We start from the raw sequence: 17,463 nt of genomic DNA on the forward strand, positions 1-17,463 counted from the left end.
CGCCCCCTCGTGGGGCGTTTTGCTATCCGCACGATATCCACAGTCGAGAGCCCTCCATGACCACTGCCCGCGAAACCATAGCCGCCGTCGCCACCGCCCAGGGCCGCGGGGGCGTCGGCATCGTGCGCGTATCCGGCCCGCGCGCTCGTGCAATCGGCATCACCCTGGCCGGCCTGGAACCCAAGCCACGCTATGCCCATTACGGCCCCTGGCACGACGACGATGGCGAGGTGATCGACCAGGGCCTGCTGCTGTTCTTCCCCGGTCCTCATTCCTTCACCGGCGAAGATGTGCTCGAACTGCAAGGCCACGGCGGCCCGGTGGTGCTCGACATGCTGCTGCAGCGTTGCCTACAGCTGGGTGCCCGCCAAGCCCGGCCGGGCGAGTTCAGCGAACGCGCCTTCCTCAACGACAAGCTCGACCTGGCTCAGGCCGAGGCCATCGCTGATCTAATCGAGGCCAGCTCGACCCAGGCCGCGCGCAACGCGTTGCGCTCACTGCAGGGCGAATTCTCGCGGCGGGTGCATGAGCTGACGGAGCGGCTGATCCAGTTGCGCATCTACGTCGAGGCGGCCATCGACTTCCCCGAGGAGGAGATCGACTTCCTGGCTGATGGCCACGTACTCAGCCAGCTAGACGGTGTGCGCGACTATTTATCCACAGTGCTGCGCGAGGCGGGCCAGGGCGCTCTGCTGCGGGACGGCATGAACGTGGTGATCGCCGGTCGTCCCAATGCCGGCAAGTCCAGCCTGCTCAACGCCCTGGCGGGGCGCGAGGCGGCCATCGTCACCGATATCGCCGGCACCACCCGCGACGTGCTGCGCGAACATATCCACATCGACGGCATGCCTCTGCATGTGGTGGATACCGCCGGCCTGCGCGACACCGACGATCAGGTCGAACGCATCGGTGTGGAGCGTGCACTCGAGGCCATCGGCGAGGCGGATCGGGTGCTGTTGGTCGTCGACTCAACCGCCCCGGAGGCGGCCGATCCCTTTGCCCTGTGGCCAGAGTTCCTCGACACGAAGCCCGATCCGGCGCGGGTCACCCTGATCCGCAACAAGGCCGATCTGTCCGGCGAAGCCGTGGCCATGGAAACCTGTGACGACGGCCATGTCACCCTCACCCTGTCAGCTAAGTCGGCCGATGGTCTGGATCTGCTACGCGAACACCTCAAGGCCTGCATGGGCTTCGAGCAGACCGCCGAGAGCGGTTTCAGCGCGCGCCGTCGTCACCTCGAGGCCCTGCGCCATGCCCAGGCCAGCCTCGAGCACGGCCGCAACCAGCTGACCCTGATGGGCGCCGGTGAGCTGCTGGCCGAGGACCTGCGCCAGGCCCAGCAGGCCTTGGGCGAAATCACCGGCGCCTTCAGCTCGGACGACCTGCTGGGACGGATCTTCTCCAGCTTCTGCATCGGCAAATAGGTTTCCCAAACCCTGTGGAAAACCACGCCTGAGCCCGGTCGATAAGCCTGGTGACAATAGCGTGGAAAACCAGCCTGTGCATAAAGCACGTTTTCATCCACAGGCGTTATCCAGCTTGCCCAAGGGATAGGGCCAGGAATGGCACAGCCTTATACATCGCTGCAGACCATGGCATATGCAGGCTGTAGCGATCTATCCACAGAAAGGCGCTGCACCATACATAGACATAAAAACTAAGCTTTATAAGATTTCTCTCTTTTATTCTCTCTTTTCCTGAGCAGCGGAGTTCTGGCTATTTTTTGTCCAGAAGGCTTCATTCGGCCAGGCCAACTCCCTATACTTGCCACCCCTTTCCAATCCCCCTTTCTCTACAGGCACGAGGTGCGTGGTGGACTTCCCTTCCCGTTTTGACGTGATCGTGATCGGCGGCGGCCATGCCGGCACCGAGGCTGCGCTGGCAGCCGCACGCATGGGCGTGAAGACCCTGCTGCTGACCCACAATGTGGAAACCCTCGGCCAGATGAGCTGCAACCCCGCGATCGGCGGTATCGGCAAGAGTCACCTGGTCAAGGAAATCGATGCCCTCGGCGGCGCCATGGCACTGGCCACCGATAAAGGCGGCATCCAGTTCCGCGTGCTCAACAGTCGCAAGGGTCCGGCCGTACGCGCCACTCGCGCCCAGGCCGACCGGGTGCTGTACAAGGCAGCCATCCGCGAGATCCTGGAGAACCAGCCGAACCTGTGGATATTCCAGCAGGCGGCGGACGACCTGATCGTCGAGCAGGACCAGGTCAAGGGTGTAGCCACCCAGATGGGTCTGCGCTTTCACGCGGACAACGTGGTGCTGACCACTGGTACCTTCCTCGGCGGACTTATCCACATCGGCCTGCAGAACTATTCCGGCGGCCGCGCCGGCGATCCACCCTCGATCGCGCTGGCCAAGCGGCTGCGCGAGCTGCCGCTGCGTGTCGGCCGGCTGAAGACCGGTACCCCGCCGCGTATCGATGGCCGTTCCGTGGACTTTTCGGTGATGACCGAGCAGCCCGGCGACACGCCGATCCCGGTGATGTCCTTCCTCGGCAACAAGGACATGCATCCGCAGCAGATCAGCTGCTGGATGACCCACACCAACGCGCGCACCCACGAGATCATCGCCAGCAACCTGGATCGCTCGCCGATGTACTCCGGCGTGATCGAAGGCATCGGCCCGCGCTACTGCCCGTCGATCGAGGACAAGATCCATCGCTTCGCCGACAAGGACAGCCACCAGGTGTTTATCGAGCCCGAGGGACTCACAACACATGAGCTGTACCCCAACGGCATCTCCACCTCGCTGCCGTTCGACGTGCAGCTGGAAATCGTGCGTTCGATCCGCGGCATGGAGAACGCCCATATCGTGCGTCCCGGCTACGCCATCGAGTACGACTACTTCGACCCTCGCGACCTCAAGTACAGCCTGGAGACCAAGGTCATCGGCGGTCTGTTCTTCGCCGGCCAGATCAACGGCACCACCGGTTATGAAGAAGCCGGCGCCCAGGGCCTGCTGGCCGGGGCCAACGCCGCGCTGCGTGCCCAGGGCAAAGACGCCTGGTGCCCGCGCCGCGACGAGGCCTATATCGGCGTGCTGGTCGACGACCTGATCACCCTGGGCACCCAGGAGCCGTACCGCATGTTCACCTCGCGCGCCGAATACCGGCTGATCCTGCGCGAGGACAACGCCGACCTGCGCCTGACCGAGAAGGGCCGCGAGCTGGGTCTGGTCGACGACACCCGCTGGGCCGCCTTCGAGGCCAAGCGCGAGGGCATCGTTCAGGAAGAGCAGCGCCTGAAGAGCACCTGGGTGCGCCCCGGCACCCCGCAGGGCGATGCCATCGTCGCGCGCTTCGGCACGCCACTGGCCCATGAGTACAACCTGCTCAACCTGCTGGCCCGCCCGGAAATCGACTACGCCGCCCTGGCCGAAGTGACACAAGCGCCGCAGGTGGATGCCCAGGTCGCCGAGCAGGTCGAGATCAAGACCAAGTACGCCGGCTACATCGACCGCCAGCAGGAAGAGATCGAGCGCCTGCGCGCCAGTGAGGACACCAGGCTGCCGGCCGATATCGACTACGCCAGCATCTCCGGTCTCTCCAAGGAGATTCAGCACAAGCTCGGCAACGCCCGCCCTGAGACGCTCGGCCAGGCCGGCCGCATCCCGGGCGTGACGCCGGCGGCCATCTCCCTGCTGCTGATCCACCTGAAGAAACGCGGCGCCGGCCGCCAGCTGGAGCAGAGCGCCTGATGTCCGTGGTCACCCAACGCCATGCCGATGAACTCGCGCAGGGCGCGCAGACGCTTGGCGTAACGCTCACCGCCCAGCAGCACGAACAGCTGCTCGGCTACCTGGCCCTGCTGATCAAGTGGAACAAGGCCTACAACCTGACCGCCGTGCGCAACCCGGACGAGATGGTCTCGCGCCATCTGCTCGACAGCCTGTCCGTGGTGCCCTACGTCGCCCTGCATGGTGACAACTGGCTGGACGTCGGCAGTGGCGGCGGCATGCCCGGCGTGCCGCTGGCCATCCTGTTCCCAGAGCGCCGCTTCACCCTGCTCGACTCCAATGGCAAGAAGACCCGCTTCCTCACCCAGGTGAAGCTGGAGCTCAAGCTGGCCAACCTGGAAGTTGTCCACAGCCGGGTCGAAGAGTTCCAGCCGCAGCAGCCGTTCACCGGCATCTGCTCGCGCGCCTTCAGCTCGCTGGAAGACTTCAGCAACTGGACCCGTCATCTCGGCGATGCCGACACCCACTGGCTGGCGATGAAGGGCGTGCAGCCCGACGATGAGCTGCAGGCACTGCCGGCGGACTTCCGCCTGCAAAGCTGCGACGTGCTGCGGGTTCCCGGTTGCCAAGGCCAGCGCCATCTGTTGATACTGCGTCGCTCGGTCTAAAGGGGAGCAAGATGGCCAAGGTATTCGCGATCGCCAACCAGAAAGGCGGAGTCGGCAAGACCACCACCTGCATCAACCTGGCCGCCTCGCTGGTCGCCACCAAGCGCCGCGTGCTGCTGATCGACCTCGATCCACAGGGCAACGCCACCATGGGCAGCGGTGTGGATAAGCAGGCCCTGGAGCATTCCATCTACGACGTGCTGATCGGCGAGAGCACCGTCGGCGAGGCCATGCAGTTCTCCGAGCACGGCGGCTACCAGCTGCTGCCGGCCAACCGCGACCTGACCGCCGCGGAAGTTGCGCTGCTCGAGATGAAGATGAAGGAGAGCCGCCTGCGATACGCCCTGGCACCGATCCGCGAGAACTACGACTACATCCTCATCGACTGCCCGCCGGCGCTGTCGATGCTCACGGTCAATGCCCTGGTCGCCGCCGATGGCGTGATCATCCCCATGCAGTGCGAGTACTACGCACTGGAAGGTCTGAGCGACCTGATGAACAGCATTCAGCGCATCGGGCAGCTGCTCAATCCGAACCTGAAGATCGAAGGCCTGCTGCGCACCATGTATGACCCGCGCATCAGCCTGACCAACGATGTCAGTGCCCAGCTCAAGGAGCACTTCGGCGACCAGCTGTACGACGTGGTGATCCCGCGCAACGTGCGTCTGGCCGAGGCGCCCAGCTTCGGCATGCCGGCGCTGGCATACGACAAGCAATCCCGCGGCGCCATCGCCTACCTGGCCCTGGCCGGCGAACTGGTGCGCCGACAGCGCGCCGCCGCAAAAACCGCAACCGCATAAGGAATCCCATGGCCACCAAGAAACGAGGACTCGGCCGCGGCCTGGACGCCCTGCTCGGCGGCAGCACCGCCGCCACCCTGGAAGAGGAAGCGGTCCAGGTCGACAGCCGCGAGCTGCAGCACCTGCCGCTGGACCTGATCCAGCGTGGCAAGTACCAGCCGCGTCGCGACATGGATCCTTCGGCCCTGGAAGAGCTGGCCAACTCGATCAAGGCCCAGGGCGTGATGCAGCCGATCGTCGTGCGCCCCATCGGCGGCGGCCGTTTCGAGATCATCGCCGGCGAACGCCGCTGGCGCGCCAGCCAGCAGGCCGGTCTGGACAAGATCCCGGCCATGGTTCGCGAGGTGCCGGACGAAGCCGCCATCGCCATGGCGCTGATCGAGAACATTCAGCGCGAAGATCTCAATCCGATCGAAGAGGCTGTGGCCCTGCAGAGGCTGCAGCAGGAGTTCGAGCTGACTCAGCAGCAGGTCGCCGACGCCGTGGGCAAGTCGCGGGTGACCATCACCAACCTGCTGCGCCTGATCGCCCTGCCGGACGAGATCAAGACTCTGCTTTCCCATGGCGATCTGGAAATGGGTCACGCCCGCGCGCTGCTCGGCCTGCCCATGGAGCAACAGGTAGAAGGCGCGCGACATGTTGTCGCACGAGGCCTCACCGTGCGCCAAACCGAGGCACTGGTGCGCCAGTGGCTGAACGCCAAGGAAAAACCTGTTGAGAAGGTCAAGGCCGATCCCGACATCAATCGTCTGGAACAGCGCCTGGCCGAGAAGCTAGGCGCTCCGGTGCAGATCAAGCATGGTGCCAAGGGCAAAGGTCAGCTGGTCATCCGTTATGGTTCGCTCGATGAACTGCAGGGCGTTCTGGCCCACATCCGCTGACACAATTGCAAATGTAGCGAGCGGTCGGAATTCACTACCGGCCTGTTGAACGGGGGGGGTTCGCCCCCTATACTCTGCGCGCATTTTGTCGGCACAAAGTATGCCAAGTTGTTGATTTGACGTGCCGACCCAGAGGAACAGCAAAGAGATGGATGCCCGCACGCCGAACCGCCTGCCTTTCCATCGTCTACCGGTTTTTCCGGTGCTGCTGGCCCAGCTGGTCGTGATTCTGCTGGCCGCTGCCATCCTCGGGATATGGCTTGGCCCGGTGAGCGGCTACTCGGGACTCTGTGGGGGGCTCATCGCTTGGCTGCCCAATCTGTACTTCGCCCACAAGGCCTTCCGCTTCAGCGGAGCCCGGGCTGCCCAGAGCATCGTCCGGTCGTTCTACGCCGGCGAAGCGGGCAAGCTGATTCTGACGGCAGTGCTTTTCGCACTGACGTTCGTGGTGGTGAAACCACTGCAGGCGCCGGCCGTGTTCGGCGTCTTCGTGCTGGCGCTCAGCGTCGGCTGGTTCGCACCGCTGCTGATGAGAACAAGACTTTCGAGACCTTAGAGCGTTTGAGGCAAACATGGCAGAACAAACCGCTTCGGGCTACATCCAGCACCACCTGCAAAACCTGACCTATGGTCAGCACCCGGTGAACGGCTGGAGCTTCGCCCACACTGCACAGGAAGCCAAGGAAATGGGCTTCTGGGCGTTCCACGTGGACACCCTGGGCTGGTCCTTGGTACTGGGCCTGATCTTCATCTTCCTGTTCCGCATGGCGGCCAAGCGCGCCACCAGCGGTCAGCCGGGCGGCTTGCAGAACTTCGTCGAAGTGCTGATCGAGTTCGTCGATGGCAGCGTCAAGGACACCTTCCACGGCCGCAACGCCCTGATCGCGCCGCTGGCCCTGACCATCTTCGTCTGGATCTTCCTGATGAACCTGATGGACCTGGTGCCGGTGGACTTCCTGCCGGTCCTGGCTGCCAAGATCACCGGCAACGAGCACCTGTTCTTCCGCGTCGTGCCGACCACCGACCCGAACGCCACTCTGGGCCTGGCCCTGTCGGTGTTCGCCCTGATCGTGTTCTACAGCATCAAGGTTAAGGGCATCGGCGGCTTCCTCGGCGAGCTGACTCTGCACCCGTTTAGCAGCAAGAACATCGCCGTGCAGATCCTGTTGATCCCGGTGAACTTCCTGCTCGAGTTCGTCACCCTGATCGCCAAGCCCATCTCGCTGGCTCTGCGTCTGTTCGGCAACATGTACGCCGGCGAACTGATCTTCATCCTGATCGCCGTGATGTTCGGCAGCGGCCTGTTCCTGCTGAGCACTCTGGGCGTGGCGCTGAACTGGGCGTGGGCGGTGTTCCACATCCTGATCATCACCCTGCAGGCCTTCATCTTCATGATGTTGACCATCGTCTATCTGTCGATGGCGCACGAAGACAACCACTAAGAGGCGCTTTGCGCGTCTCTGGTAGCTGAAAACCGCTTTACCGCTTCACTTAAACCCCTAAACCAATACGACATAAAAAGTCGGGAGGAAAAATGGAAACTGTAGTTGGTCTCACCGCGATTGCCGTTGCTCTGCTGATCGGTCTGGGCGCTCTGGGTACTGCCATCGGCTTCGGTCTGCTGGGCGGCAAGTTCCTGGAAGGCGCTGCTCGTCAGCCGGAAATGGTTCCGATGCTGCAGGTCAAAATGTTCATCGTCGCCGGTCTGCTGGACGCCGTGACCATGATCGGTGTGGGTATCGCTCTGTTCTTCACCTTCGCGAACCCCTTCGTTGGTCAGATCGCCGGCTAATCACTCGCTCCGGCGAGTGGATTGGTTTGACGAAACAACGAACAGCGAGGTGTTGGCGTGAACATTAATGCAACCCTGATTGGCCAGGCCGTTGCGTTCTTCATTTTCGTGCTGTTCTGCATGAAGTTCGTGTGGCCTCCGGTCATCACGGCTCTGCGTGAACGCCAGAAGAAGATCGCCGATGGTCTGGACGCCGCCAACCGTGCGGCTCGCGATCTGGAACTGGCCCATGAGAAAGTGGCCCAGCAACTGCGCGAAGCCAAAACCCAGGCTGCTGAAATCATCGAGCAAGCCAAGAAGCGCGCGACCCAGATCGTCGACGAAGCCCGTGATCAGGCTCGTACCGAGGCTGACCGCGTGAAGGCTCAGGCTCAGGCCGAGATCGAACAGGAACTGAACAGCGTCAAAGACGCCCTGCGTGCCCAAGTGGGTGCCCTGGCCGTCGGCGGTGCCGAGAAGATCCTGGGTGCGTCCATCGATCAAAACGCGCATGCGGAGCTGGTTAACAAACTGGCCGCCGAAATCTAAGCGAGGGCGATCATGGCAGAACTGACCACGCTGGCCCGACCTTACGCTAAGGCTGCCTTCGAGTACGCCCAAGGCAATCAGCAGCTGGCCGCTTGGTCGGCCATGCTGGGCCTCGCTGCTGCGGTGTCGCAGGACGACCACATGCAGCGCGTGCTCCAGGCCCCGCGTTTGACGAGCGCAGAGAAGGCCGCCGCTTTCAACGAAGTGTGCGGTGACAAGTTCGACGCCAAGGCACAGAACTTCATTTCCGTTCTTTCCGAAAACGACCGCCTCGCGCTGTTGCCGGAAATCGCCGCCCTGTTCGAGACCTACAAGGCCGAACAGGAAAAGTCGGTGGACGTGGAAGTGACCAGTGCCTTCGCATTGAGCACAGAACAGCAAGACAAACTCGCCAAGGTTCTCAACGCACGGCTCAGCCGAGAAGTGCGTCTGCACGTGACGGAAGACGCTTCCCTGCTGGGTGGAGTGGTAGTCCGCGCGGGCGACCTGGTTATCGATGGCTCGGTTCGCGGCAAGCTCGCGAAACTGGCCGAAGCGTTGAAATCTTGAGTTTGAAGGGGCAGCAGAGCAATGCAGCAACTCAATCCTTCCGAAATTAGTGAAATCATCAAGGGACGTATCGAGAAACTCGACGTCTCTTCCCAAGCCCGCAACGAAGGCACCGTGGTATCCGTCTCCGACGGTATCGTGCGTATCTACGGTCTGGCCGACGTCATGTACGGCGAAATGATCGAGTTCCCGGGCGGTGTCTACGGTATGGCGCTGAACCTGGAGCAAGACTCCGTCGGTGCCGTGGTTCTGGGTGCGTACACCACCCTGGCCGAAGGCATGAGCGCCAAGTGCACCGGCCGCATCCTGGAAGTTCCGGTCGGTCCGGAACTGCTGGGCCGCGTGGTCGATGCCCTGGGCAATCCGATCGATGGCAAGGGTCCGATCAACGCCGCCGCTACCGACGCTGTCGAGAAAGTGGCTCCGGGCGTGATCTGGCGTAAGTCGGTCGACCAGCCGGTACAGACCGGCTACAAGTCGGTCGACGCCATGATCCCGGTAGGCCGTGGCCAGCGTGAGCTGATCATCGGTGACCGTCAGATCGGTAAGACCGCCCTGGCCGTCGACGCCATCATCAACCAGAAGAACAGCGGCATACGCTGCGTCTACGTGGCTATCGGTCAGAAGCAGTCGACCATCGCCAACGTGGTGCGCAAGCTGGAAGAGTCCGGCGCCCTGGCCAACACCATCGTGGTGGCCGCGTCCGCGTCCGAATCGGCTGCCCTGCAGTTCCTGGCTCCGTACGCCGGTTGCACCATGGGTGAGTACTTCCGCGACCGCGGCGAAGACGCCCTGATCGTGTACGACGACCTGTCCAAGCAGGCCGTTGCCTACCGCCAGATCTCCCTGCTGCTGCGCCGTCCGCCGGGCCGCGAAGCCTACCCGGGCGACGTGTTCTATCTCCACAGCCGCCTGCTGGAGCGCGCTTCCCGCGTTTCCGAGGAATACGTCGAGAAGTTCACCAATGGCGCCGTGACTGGCAAGACCGGTTCCCTGACCGCTCTGCCGATCATCGAAACCCAGGCCGGTGACGTTTCCGCGTTCGTTCCGACCAACGTGATTTCGATCACCGACGGTCAGATCTTCCTGGAATCCGCCATGTTCAACTCGGGCATCCGTCCGGCCGTCAACGCCGGTATCTCGGTATCCCGCGTCGGTGGCGCCGCCCAGACCAAGATCATCAAGAAGCTCTCCGGTGGTATCCGTACCGCTCTGGCTCAGTACCGTGAACTGGCGGCCTTCGCCCAGTTCGCTTCTGACCTGGACGAAGCCACCCGCAAGCAGCTCGAGCACGGTCAGCGTGTTACCGAGCTGATGAAGCAGAAGCAGTACGCGCCCATGTCCATCGCCGACATGTCCGTGTCCCTGTACGCTGCCGAGCGCGGCTTCCTGACCGACGTGGAAGTGAACAAAGTTGGCGCCTTCGAAGCTGCTCTGCTGGGCTACTTCAATCGTGAGCTGGCCGATCTGATGGCCAAGATCAACGAGAAAGGTGACTTCAACGACGAAATCGATGCAGGCATCAAGGCCGGCATCGAGAAGTTCAAGGCCACCCAAACCTGGTAAGCCGCAGCGGGGGTCGGTGACGGCCCCCGCCTGCTAACCCGATAGGTGTCAAATGGCAGGCGCAAAAGAGATTCGCAGCAAGATTGCGAGCATCAAAAGCACGCAGAAGATCACCAGCGCCATGGAAAAGGTGGCGGTCAGCAAGATGCGCAAGGCTCAGCAGCGCATGGCGGCCAGCCGTCCCTACGCGGACCGTATCCGCCAGGTGATTGGTCATCTGGCCAACGCCAACCCGGAATACCGCCACCCGTTCATGATCGAGCGCGAAGTCAAGCGCGCCGGTTACATCGTGGTGAGCTCGGACCGTGGTCTGTGCGGTGGCCTGAACACCAACCTGTTCAAGGCTCTGGTCAAGGACATGGCGAGCAATCGCGAGCAAGGCGTAGAGGTTGATCTCTGCGTGATTGGCAGCAAGGGTGCGGCATTCTTCCGCAACTTTGGTGGCAATGTCGTTGCTGCGATCAGCCACCTGGGCGAAGCACCGTCGATCAACGATCTGATCGGTTCCGTCAAGGTGATGCTCGATGCTTACCTCGAAGGTCGCATCGATCGTCTGTCCGTGGTCTCGAACAAGTTCATCAATACCATGGTGCAAAAGCCCACAGTGGAACAGCTGATTCCGCTGGTGGCGACTCCGGATGAGGGTCTCAAGCACCACTGGGATTACCTGTACGAACCCGATGCCAAGCAGCTCCTCGAAGGGCTGATGGTGCGTTACGTGGAGTCGCAGGTGTACCAGGCGGTGGTCGAGAACAACGCGGCCGAACAGGCTGCGCGGATGATCGCGATGAAGAACGCCACCGACAACGCCGGCAACCTGATCAGCGAACTCCAGCTGATCTACAACAAGGCGCGTCAGGCAGCGATCACCCAGGAAATTTCGGAAATCGTCGGCGGCGCTGCCGCGGTTTAAGAACGGTTCAAATATTCAGAGGAACCAAAGATGAGTAGCGGACGTATCGTTCAAATCATCGGCGCCGTTATCGACGTGGAATTCCCGCGTGATCAGGTACCGGCAGTCTACGAGGCGCTGAAAGTGGTCGGCGCCGAAACCACCCTCGAAGTCCAGCAGCAGCTGGGCGACGGCGTGGTACGTACCATTGCGATGGGTTCGACCGAAGGCCTGAAGCGTGGCCTGGACGTCGGCAGCACTGGCAAGGCCATCTCCGTACCGGTGGGCAAAGCGACCCTCGGCCGGATCATGGACGTGCTGGGCAACCCGATCGACGAAGCCGGCCCCATCGGCGAAGAAGAGCAGTGGGAAATCCACCGCGCTGCACCGTCCTATTCCGAGCAGGCTGGCTCCAATGAGCTGCTGGAAACCGGCATCAAGGTCATCGATCTGGTCTGCCCGTTCGCCAAGGGCGGCAAGGTCGGCCTGTTCGGCGGCGCCGGCGTGGGCAAGACCGTGAACATGATGGAGCTGATCCGTAACATCGCCATCGAGCACAGCGGTTATTCCGTGTTCGCCGGTGTGGGTGAGCGTACTCGTGAGGGTAACGACTTCTACCACGAGATGAAGGACTCCAACGTTCTCGACAAAGTGGCCCTGGTCTATGGCCAGATGAACGAGCCGCCAGGCAACCGTCTGCGCGTGGCGCTGACCGGCCTGACCATGGCCGAGAAGTTCCGTGACGAAGGCCGCGACGTTCTGCTGTTCGTCGACAACATCTACCGTTACACCCTGGCCGGTACCGAAGTGTCCGCGCTGCTGGGTCGTATGCCGTCCGCGGTGGGTTACCAGCCGACTCTGGCCGAGGAAATGGGTGTTCTGCAGGAGCGCATCACCTCCACCAAGACCGGTTCGATCACCTCGATCCAGGCCGTATACGTTCCCGCGGACGACCTGACCGACCCATCTCCGGCGACCACCTTCGCCCACCTGGACGCCACCGTGGTTCTGTCCCGTGACATCGCCTCCCTGGGTATCTACCCGGCAGTCGATCCGCTGGACTCCACCAGCCGCCAGCTGGACCCGAACGTGATCGGCAACGAGCACTACGAGACCGCTCGTGGCGTGCAGTACGTACTGCAGCGCTACAAGGAGCTGAAGGACATCATCGCGATTCTCGGCATGGACGAACTGTCCGAAGCCGACAAGCAGCTGGTGGCCCGTGCTCGTAAGATCCAGCGCTTCCTGTCCCAGCCGTTCTTCGTGGCCGAAGTCTTCACCGGTTCGCCGGGCAAGTACGTCTCCCTGAAGGACACCATCGCTGGCTTCAAAGGCATCCTCAACGGCGACTACGACCACCTGCCGGAGCAGGCGTTCTACATGGTCGGCGGCATCGAAGAAGTCATCGAGAAAGCCAAGAAACTGTAATCCGTGCGCCCGGCAACGGGCGCTCACGTGAGGCAAGCGTATGGCCATTACTGTCCATTGCGACATCGTCAGTGCCGAAGCGGAGATCTTCTCCGGTCTGGTCGAGATGGTGATTGCGCACGGCAACCTGGGCGATCTGGGTATCGCACCGGGCCATGCCCCGCTGATCACCGATCTCAAGCCGGGCCCGATCCGTCTGGTCAAGCAGGGTGGCGAGCATGAGGTGTTCTACATCTCCGGCGGCTTCCTGGAAGTCCAGCCGAACATGGTGAAGGTCCTGGCCGACACCGTGACTCGCGCCAGCGACATCGACGAAGCAGCCGCCCAGGAGGCCCTCAAGGCCGCCGAGAAGGCTCTGCATCAGAAGGGCGCGGAGTTCGACTACGGTTCCGCCTCCGCTCACCTGGCCGAAGTTGCAGCCCAGCTGCGCACCGTCCAGCAGCTGCGCAAGAAGTACTGAGTCCCGCACTCCGACTTCAGCGCGAGCAAGTAAAAGGGTAGCCTTGGCTACCCTTTTTCTTTTTCTGCCGTCCCCTTGCGGGACTCCGTTCGTTCAGGATTTCAGCATGTCCCTCGATATCGTCATCCTCGCCGCCGGCCAGGGCACCCGCATGCGCTCGGCCCTGCCTAAGGTCCTGCATCCGGTGGCCGGCAAGCCCATGCTCGGCCACGTCATCGACACCGCCCGCGAGTTGTCGCCGCGCAAGATCCACGTGGTGATCGGCCACGGCGCCGAGCTGGTCCGCGAGCGCCTGGCGGCCGACGATATTAACTTCGTGCTGCAGGCCCAGCAGCTGGGTACCGGCCACGCTGTGGCCCAGGCGCTGCCGGGGTTGGAAGCGGAGAAGGTGCTGATCCTCTATGGCGACGTGCCGCTGACCCGGGTGGAAACCCTGACCCGTCTGCTCGAGCAGGCCAACGAGTCCCAACTGGGACTGCTGACGGTCAATCTGGCCGATCCCACCGGCTATGGCCGCATCGAGCGCGACGCCCACGGCGTGGTGCAGGCGATCGTCGAGCACAAGGATGCCAGTGAGGCCCAGCGCGCCATTCGCGAAGGCAATACCGGGATTCTCGCCGTACCGGGCAAGCGCCTGGGTGACTGGCTGGGTCGCCTGTCCAACAGCAACGCCCAGGGCGAGTACTACCTCACCGACGTCATCGCCATGGCGGTGGCCGACGGCCTGGTGGTGGCCACCGAGACGGCCCGGGACGAGATGGAAGTGCTCGGCGCCAACGACCGCATCCAGCTGTCGCAGCTCGAGCGCCATTACCAGCAGCGAGCCGCCCGCACGCTGATGGCCCAGGGGGTGACCCTGCTGGACCCGGAACGCTTCGACCTGCGCGGAGAGGCGACCATGGGCCGCGATGTGCTCATCGACGTCAACGTCATCCTCGAAGGCAAGGTAGTGGTCGAGGATGGTGTGCAGATCGGCCCGAACTGCGTAATCAGGGATTCCATCCTGCGCCGCGGCGCCATCATCAAAGCCAACAGCCACCTGGAAGGTGCCGAAGTGGGCGAGGGCGCCGATTGTGGCCCGTTCGCCCGTTTGCGTCCGGGCGCCAAGCTTGGTGCCAAGGCTCACGTCGGCAACTTCGTCGAGCTGAAGAACGCGGTGCTGGGCGAGGGCGCCAAGGCCGGCCACCTGAGCTACCTGGGCGACGCCGAGATCGGCGCGCGTACCAACATCGGCGCCGGTACCATCACCTGCAATTACGACGGTGCGAACAAGCACAAAACAGTGATGGGCGAGGACGTGTTTATCGGCTCGAATAGCTCGTTGGTAGCGCCGGTCACTCTGGGCGATGGCGCCACCACCGGGGCCGGCTCCACCGTGACCCAGGATGTACCGGTCGCCGCCCTGGCCGTCGGCCGCGCCAAGCAGCGCAATATCGAAGGCTGGAAGCGTCCGCAGAAGACTCCCAAGTAGTCCGAAGCGATTGAAAGAAGGCGGCTCTGGCCGCCTTTTTCCATCCAGCGCTTGACCGTTAGCTTTCATTAGGTTTTGATTCGCGCACTTATCTTTCGAATCGAAACTTAAATGTCGAAACGCAACACTCCCCAGCGTCGCCACGCGATTCTCGCCTTGCTCAACGAGCAGGGCGAGGTGGTCGTGGATGCCCTGGCTCAGCATTTCGCCACCTCCGAAGTTACGATTCGAAAGGATCTGGCCGAGCTGGAGAAGAACGGTCTGCTGCTGCGTCGCTACGGCGGCGCCGTGCCCATGCCGCAGGAGCTGATCGGCGAGCCGGCCCAGCCCGTCTCCCGTCACAAGCAGGTGATCGCCCGTGCTGCGGTCGGCCTGATTCGTGAGCACGCGCGCATCATCATCGATAGCGGCAGCACCACGGCGGCGATGATCCCGCAGCTCGGCCGCAAGCCCGGCCTGGTGGTGATGACCAACTCGCTGAACGTGGCCAATGCCCTGCGCGACATCGAGCATGAACCGGTGCTGCTGATGACAGGCGGTACCTGGGACCCGCACTCCGAATCCTTCCAGGGGCAGGTCGCCGAGCAGGTGCTGCGCTCCTACGACTTCGACCAGCTGTTCATCGGCGCCGATGGCATCGACCTGGAACGTGGCACCACCACCTTCAACGAGCTGCTGGGACTCTCAAGGGTTATGGCCGAGGTGGCTCGCGAGGTCATCGTCATGGTCGAGAGCGACAAGGTCGGCCGGCGCATTCCTAACCTGGAGCTGCCCTGGAGCAGCGTCCATACCCTGATCACCGACGACCGCCTGGATAGCCAGGTGGCCGAACAGATACGCGCGCGGGGGGTCCAGCTGATCCTCGCCGCCGCTTCCTGAGGAGAACCGCTATGTGTGGCATCGTTGGCGCCGTCGCCGAACGCAACATCACCCCGATCCTGGTCGAAGGCCTCAAGCGCCTGGAATATCGCGGCTATGACAGCGCCGGCGTGGCGGTCTTCACCCAGGCCGGCGAACTGCAGCGCCGCCGCCGCGTGGGCAAGGTCTCCGAGCTGGAGCAGGCCCTGGCCGGCGAGCCGCTGACCGGCCACCTGGGCATCGCCCATACCCGCTGGGCCACCCACGGCGCGCCGAGCGAACGCAACGCCCACCCACACTTCTCCGGTGAGCAACTGGCTGTGGTGCACAACGGCATCATCGAGAACCACGAGGAACTGCGCGAGCGCCTCAAGGGCCTCGGCTATGTCTTCACCTCCGATACCGACACCGAGACCATCGTCCACCTGCTGCACCACAAACTGCAGCAGCTCGGCGACCTCACCGCCGCACTCAAGGCCGCCATTCCCGAGCTGCATGGCGCCTACGGCCTGGCCGTGATCAGCGCCGCCCAGCCGGACCGCATCCTCGCCGCCCGCAGCGGCAGCCCGTTGGTGATCGGCCTGGGCCTGGGCGAGAACTTCCTCGCTTCCGACCAGCTCGCCCTGCGCCAGGTCACCGACCGCTTCATGTACCTGGAGGAGGGCGATATCGCCGAGATCAGTCGCGACAGCGTGCAGATCTGGGACGTCGCCGGCCAATCCGTACAGCGCGAAGCTGTGCAGTACCACGAAGGGGCTGAAGCGGCGGATAAAGGTGAGTATCGCCACTTCATGCTCAAGGAAATCCACGAGCAGCCCAAGGTCGTGCAGCGCACCCTGGAAGGCCGTCTGGGCGGCGACCATGTTCTGGTCCAGGCCTTTGGCCCGCAGGCCGCCGAGCTGTTCGCCAAGGTGCGCAACGTACAGATCGTCGCCTGCGGTACCAGCTACCACGCCGGCATGGTCGCCCGTTACTGGCTCGAAGCCCTGACCGGCATTCCCTGCCAGATCGAAGTGGCCAGCGAGTTCCGCTACCGCCAGGTGGCCGTGCAGCCGGACACCCTGTTCATCACCATCTCCCAGTCCGGCGAGACCGCCGACACCCTGGCTGCCCTGCGCAATGCCAAACAGGCCGGCTACCTGGCCAGCCTGACCATCTGCAACGTCGGCACCAGCTCCCTGGTGCGCGAATCCGACCTGTGCCTGCTGACCCAGGCCGGCCCGGAAATCGGCGTGGCCTCGACCAAGGCCTTCACCACCCAGCTGGTCTCCCTGCTGCTGCTGACCCTGGCCCTCGGCCAGGTACGCGGCACCCTGCAGGCCGGTGTCGCCGCCGAGCTGGTGGAAGAACTGCGTCGCCTGCCGACCCGCCTGGGCGAGGCGCTGGCCATGGACAAGACCGTGGAGAAAGTCGCCGAACTGTTCGCCGAGAAGCACCACACCCTGTTCCTCGGCCGTGGTGCCCAGTACCCCGTGGCCATGGAAGGCGCGCTCAAGCTCAAGGAGATCTCCTACATCCACGCCGAGGCCTACCCTGCCGGCGAGCTGAAGCATGGCCCGCTGGCCCTGGTCGACGCCGACATGCCGGTAGTCACCGTGGCGCCGAACAACGAGCTGCTGGAAAAGCTCAAGTCCAACCTGCAGGAAGTCCGCGCCCGCGGTGGCCAACTGATCGTCTTCGCCGACGAAGCCGCCGGCCTGGGCAACGGCGAGGGCACCCAGGTGATCAACATGCCGCACATCCACGACGTGCTGGCGCCGATTCTCTACACCGTGCCGTTGCAGCTGCTGTCCTACTACGTTGCTGTGCTCAAGGGCACTGACGTGGACCAGCCGCGCAATTTGGCCAAATCGGTAACGGTGGAATAAGCCGAAGGTGAAAAAGAA

Annotated in this window: 17 protein-coding genes; all 17 read left to right on the plus strand. The window is 63.2% G+C overall.

Annotated elements, in window-relative coordinates:
- Positions 1 to 56: 56 nt before the first annotated feature.
- Entirely contained in the window at positions 57 to 1,424 is a 1,368-nt protein-coding gene (gene mnmE, locus NF616_RS06270; RefSeq protein WP_252272370.1) for a tRNA uridine-5-carboxymethylaminomethyl(34) synthesis GTPase MnmE, read from the plus strand.
- A 388-nt stretch (positions 1,425 to 1,812) separates the two neighbouring features.
- Positions 1,813 to 3,705, plus strand: a complete 1,893-nt coding sequence (mnmG, locus tag NF616_RS06275) for a tRNA uridine-5-carboxymethylaminomethyl(34) synthesis enzyme MnmG (protein ID WP_252272372.1) — start codon at positions 1,813 to 1,815, stop codon at positions 3,703 to 3,705.
- Positions 3,705 to 4,352 carry a 16S rRNA (guanine(527)-N(7))-methyltransferase RsmG gene (rsmG, locus tag NF616_RS06280; RefSeq protein WP_252272373.1) on the plus strand — a complete coding sequence of 216 codons (648 nt, stop codon included), beginning with the start codon at positions 3,705 to 3,707 and terminating at the stop codon, positions 4,350 to 4,352. The genes mnmG and rsmG overlap by 1 nt, the downstream gene beginning before the upstream one ends.
- 11 nt (positions 4,353 to 4,363) lie before the next feature.
- On the plus strand, positions 4,364 to 5,152 hold the full coding sequence (locus NF616_RS06285; RefSeq protein ID WP_252272375.1) for a ParA family protein: 789 nt from the start codon (positions 4,364 to 4,366) through the stop codon (positions 5,150 to 5,152).
- A gap of 8 nt (positions 5,153 to 5,160) precedes the next feature.
- Positions 5,161 to 6,033: a ParB/RepB/Spo0J family partition protein gene (locus NF616_RS06290; RefSeq protein WP_252272377.1), complete on the plus strand. Its 873-nt coding sequence runs from the start codon at positions 5,161 to 5,163 to the stop codon at positions 6,031 to 6,033.
- Positions 6,034 to 6,181: 148 nt separating this feature from the next.
- Positions 6,182 to 6,589: a F0F1 ATP synthase subunit I gene (locus NF616_RS06295; RefSeq protein ID WP_252272379.1), complete on the plus strand. Its 408-nt coding sequence runs from the start codon at positions 6,182 to 6,184 to the stop codon at positions 6,587 to 6,589.
- 16 nt (positions 6,590 to 6,605) lie between these two features.
- The gene (gene atpB, locus NF616_RS06300; RefSeq protein WP_252272380.1) at positions 6,606 to 7,475 is read left to right on the plus strand and encodes a F0F1 ATP synthase subunit A; all 870 of its coding nucleotides are present in this window, start codon (positions 6,606 to 6,608) and stop codon (positions 7,473 to 7,475) included.
- A gap of 92 nt (positions 7,476 to 7,567) precedes the next feature.
- The gene (gene atpE / locus NF616_RS06305; RefSeq protein ID WP_003097235.1) at positions 7,568 to 7,825 is read left to right on the plus strand and encodes a F0F1 ATP synthase subunit C; all 258 of its coding nucleotides are present in this window, start codon (positions 7,568 to 7,570) and stop codon (positions 7,823 to 7,825) included.
- Between the two features lie 57 nt (positions 7,826 to 7,882).
- Positions 7,883 to 8,353 (plus strand): F0F1 ATP synthase subunit B, encoded by a 471-nt coding sequence (locus NF616_RS06310; protein ID WP_252272382.1) that lies wholly within the window; start codon positions 7,883 to 7,885, stop codon positions 8,351 to 8,353.
- A gap of 12 nt (positions 8,354 to 8,365) precedes the next feature.
- Positions 8,366 to 8,902 (plus strand): F0F1 ATP synthase subunit delta, encoded by a 537-nt coding sequence (locus tag NF616_RS06315; protein WP_252272383.1) that lies wholly within the window; start codon positions 8,366 to 8,368, stop codon positions 8,900 to 8,902.
- Between the two features lie 21 nt (positions 8,903 to 8,923).
- Positions 8,924 to 10,468, plus strand: coding sequence for a F0F1 ATP synthase subunit alpha (gene atpA, locus NF616_RS06320; protein WP_252272385.1), 1,545 nt, complete (start codon positions 8,924 to 8,926; stop codon positions 10,466 to 10,468).
- A 52-nt stretch (positions 10,469 to 10,520) separates the two neighbouring features.
- Positions 10,521 to 11,381: a F0F1 ATP synthase subunit gamma gene (gene atpG / locus NF616_RS06325; RefSeq protein WP_252272387.1), complete on the plus strand. Its 861-nt coding sequence runs from the start codon at positions 10,521 to 10,523 to the stop codon at positions 11,379 to 11,381.
- Between the two features lie 30 nt (positions 11,382 to 11,411).
- Positions 11,412 to 12,788: a F0F1 ATP synthase subunit beta gene (gene atpD, locus NF616_RS06330; RefSeq protein ID WP_252272390.1), complete on the plus strand. Its 1,377-nt coding sequence runs from the start codon at positions 11,412 to 11,414 to the stop codon at positions 12,786 to 12,788.
- Between the two features lie 40 nt (positions 12,789 to 12,828).
- On the plus strand, positions 12,829 to 13,248 hold the full coding sequence (locus tag NF616_RS06335; protein WP_252272392.1) for a F0F1 ATP synthase subunit epsilon: 420 nt from the start codon (positions 12,829 to 12,831) through the stop codon (positions 13,246 to 13,248).
- Between the two features lie 106 nt (positions 13,249 to 13,354).
- On the plus strand, positions 13,355 to 14,719 hold the full coding sequence (glmU, locus tag NF616_RS06340) for a bifunctional UDP-N-acetylglucosamine diphosphorylase/glucosamine-1-phosphate N-acetyltransferase GlmU (protein WP_252272394.1): 1,365 nt from the start codon (positions 13,355 to 13,357) through the stop codon (positions 14,717 to 14,719).
- A gap of 111 nt (positions 14,720 to 14,830) precedes the next feature.
- A complete protein-coding gene (locus NF616_RS06345; RefSeq protein ID WP_252272396.1) occupies positions 14,831 to 15,598 on the plus strand; it encodes a DeoR/GlpR family DNA-binding transcription regulator in 768 nt (255 codons plus the stop codon).
- An 11-nt stretch (positions 15,599 to 15,609) separates the two neighbouring features.
- The gene (gene glmS / locus NF616_RS06350; RefSeq protein WP_252272398.1) at positions 15,610 to 17,445 is read left to right on the plus strand and encodes a glutamine--fructose-6-phosphate transaminase (isomerizing); all 1,836 of its coding nucleotides are present in this window, start codon (positions 15,610 to 15,612) and stop codon (positions 17,443 to 17,445) included.
- Positions 17,446 to 17,463 lie beyond the last annotated feature (18 nt).

It is taken from the genome of Pseudomonas subflava, from assembly GCF_023823685.1.
Taxonomy (GTDB): Bacteria; Pseudomonadota; Gammaproteobacteria; order Pseudomonadales; family Pseudomonadaceae; genus Aquipseudomonas; species Aquipseudomonas subflava.

Excerpts from the sequence above, each read along its gene's own strand:
- mnmE (WP_252272370.1), top strand. The coding sequence starts at position 57 with ATGACCACTGCCCGCGAAACCATAGCCGCCGTCGCCACCGCCCAGGGC.
- rsmG (WP_252272373.1), top strand. The coding sequence starts at position 3,705 with ATGTCCGTGGTCACCCAACGCCATGCCGATGAACTCGCGCAGGGCGCG.
- NF616_RS06285 (WP_252272375.1), top strand. The coding sequence starts at position 4,364 with ATGGCCAAGGTATTCGCGATCGCCAACCAGAAAGGCGGAGTCGGCAAG.
- NF616_RS06290 (WP_252272377.1), top strand. The coding sequence starts at position 5,161 with ATGGCCACCAAGAAACGAGGACTCGGCCGCGGCCTGGACGCCCTGCTC.
- NF616_RS06295 (WP_252272379.1), top strand. The coding sequence starts at position 6,182 with ATGGATGCCCGCACGCCGAACCGCCTGCCTTTCCATCGTCTACCGGTT.
- atpB (WP_252272380.1), top strand. The coding sequence starts at position 6,606 with ATGGCAGAACAAACCGCTTCGGGCTACATCCAGCACCACCTGCAAAAC.
- atpE (WP_003097235.1), top strand. The coding sequence starts at position 7,568 with ATGGAAACTGTAGTTGGTCTCACCGCGATTGCCGTTGCTCTGCTGATC.
- NF616_RS06315 (WP_252272383.1), top strand. The coding sequence starts at position 8,366 with ATGGCAGAACTGACCACGCTGGCCCGACCTTACGCTAAGGCTGCCTTC.
- atpA (WP_252272385.1), top strand. The coding sequence starts at position 8,924 with ATGCAGCAACTCAATCCTTCCGAAATTAGTGAAATCATCAAGGGACGT.
- atpG (WP_252272387.1), top strand. The coding sequence starts at position 10,521 with ATGGCAGGCGCAAAAGAGATTCGCAGCAAGATTGCGAGCATCAAAAGC.
- atpD (WP_252272390.1), top strand. The coding sequence starts at position 11,412 with ATGAGTAGCGGACGTATCGTTCAAATCATCGGCGCCGTTATCGACGTG.
- NF616_RS06335 (WP_252272392.1), top strand. The coding sequence starts at position 12,829 with ATGGCCATTACTGTCCATTGCGACATCGTCAGTGCCGAAGCGGAGATC.
- glmU (WP_252272394.1), top strand. The coding sequence starts at position 13,355 with ATGTCCCTCGATATCGTCATCCTCGCCGCCGGCCAGGGCACCCGCATG.
- NF616_RS06345 (WP_252272396.1), top strand. The coding sequence starts at position 14,831 with ATGTCGAAACGCAACACTCCCCAGCGTCGCCACGCGATTCTCGCCTTG.
- glmS (WP_252272398.1), top strand. The coding sequence starts at position 15,610 with ATGTGTGGCATCGTTGGCGCCGTCGCCGAACGCAACATCACCCCGATC.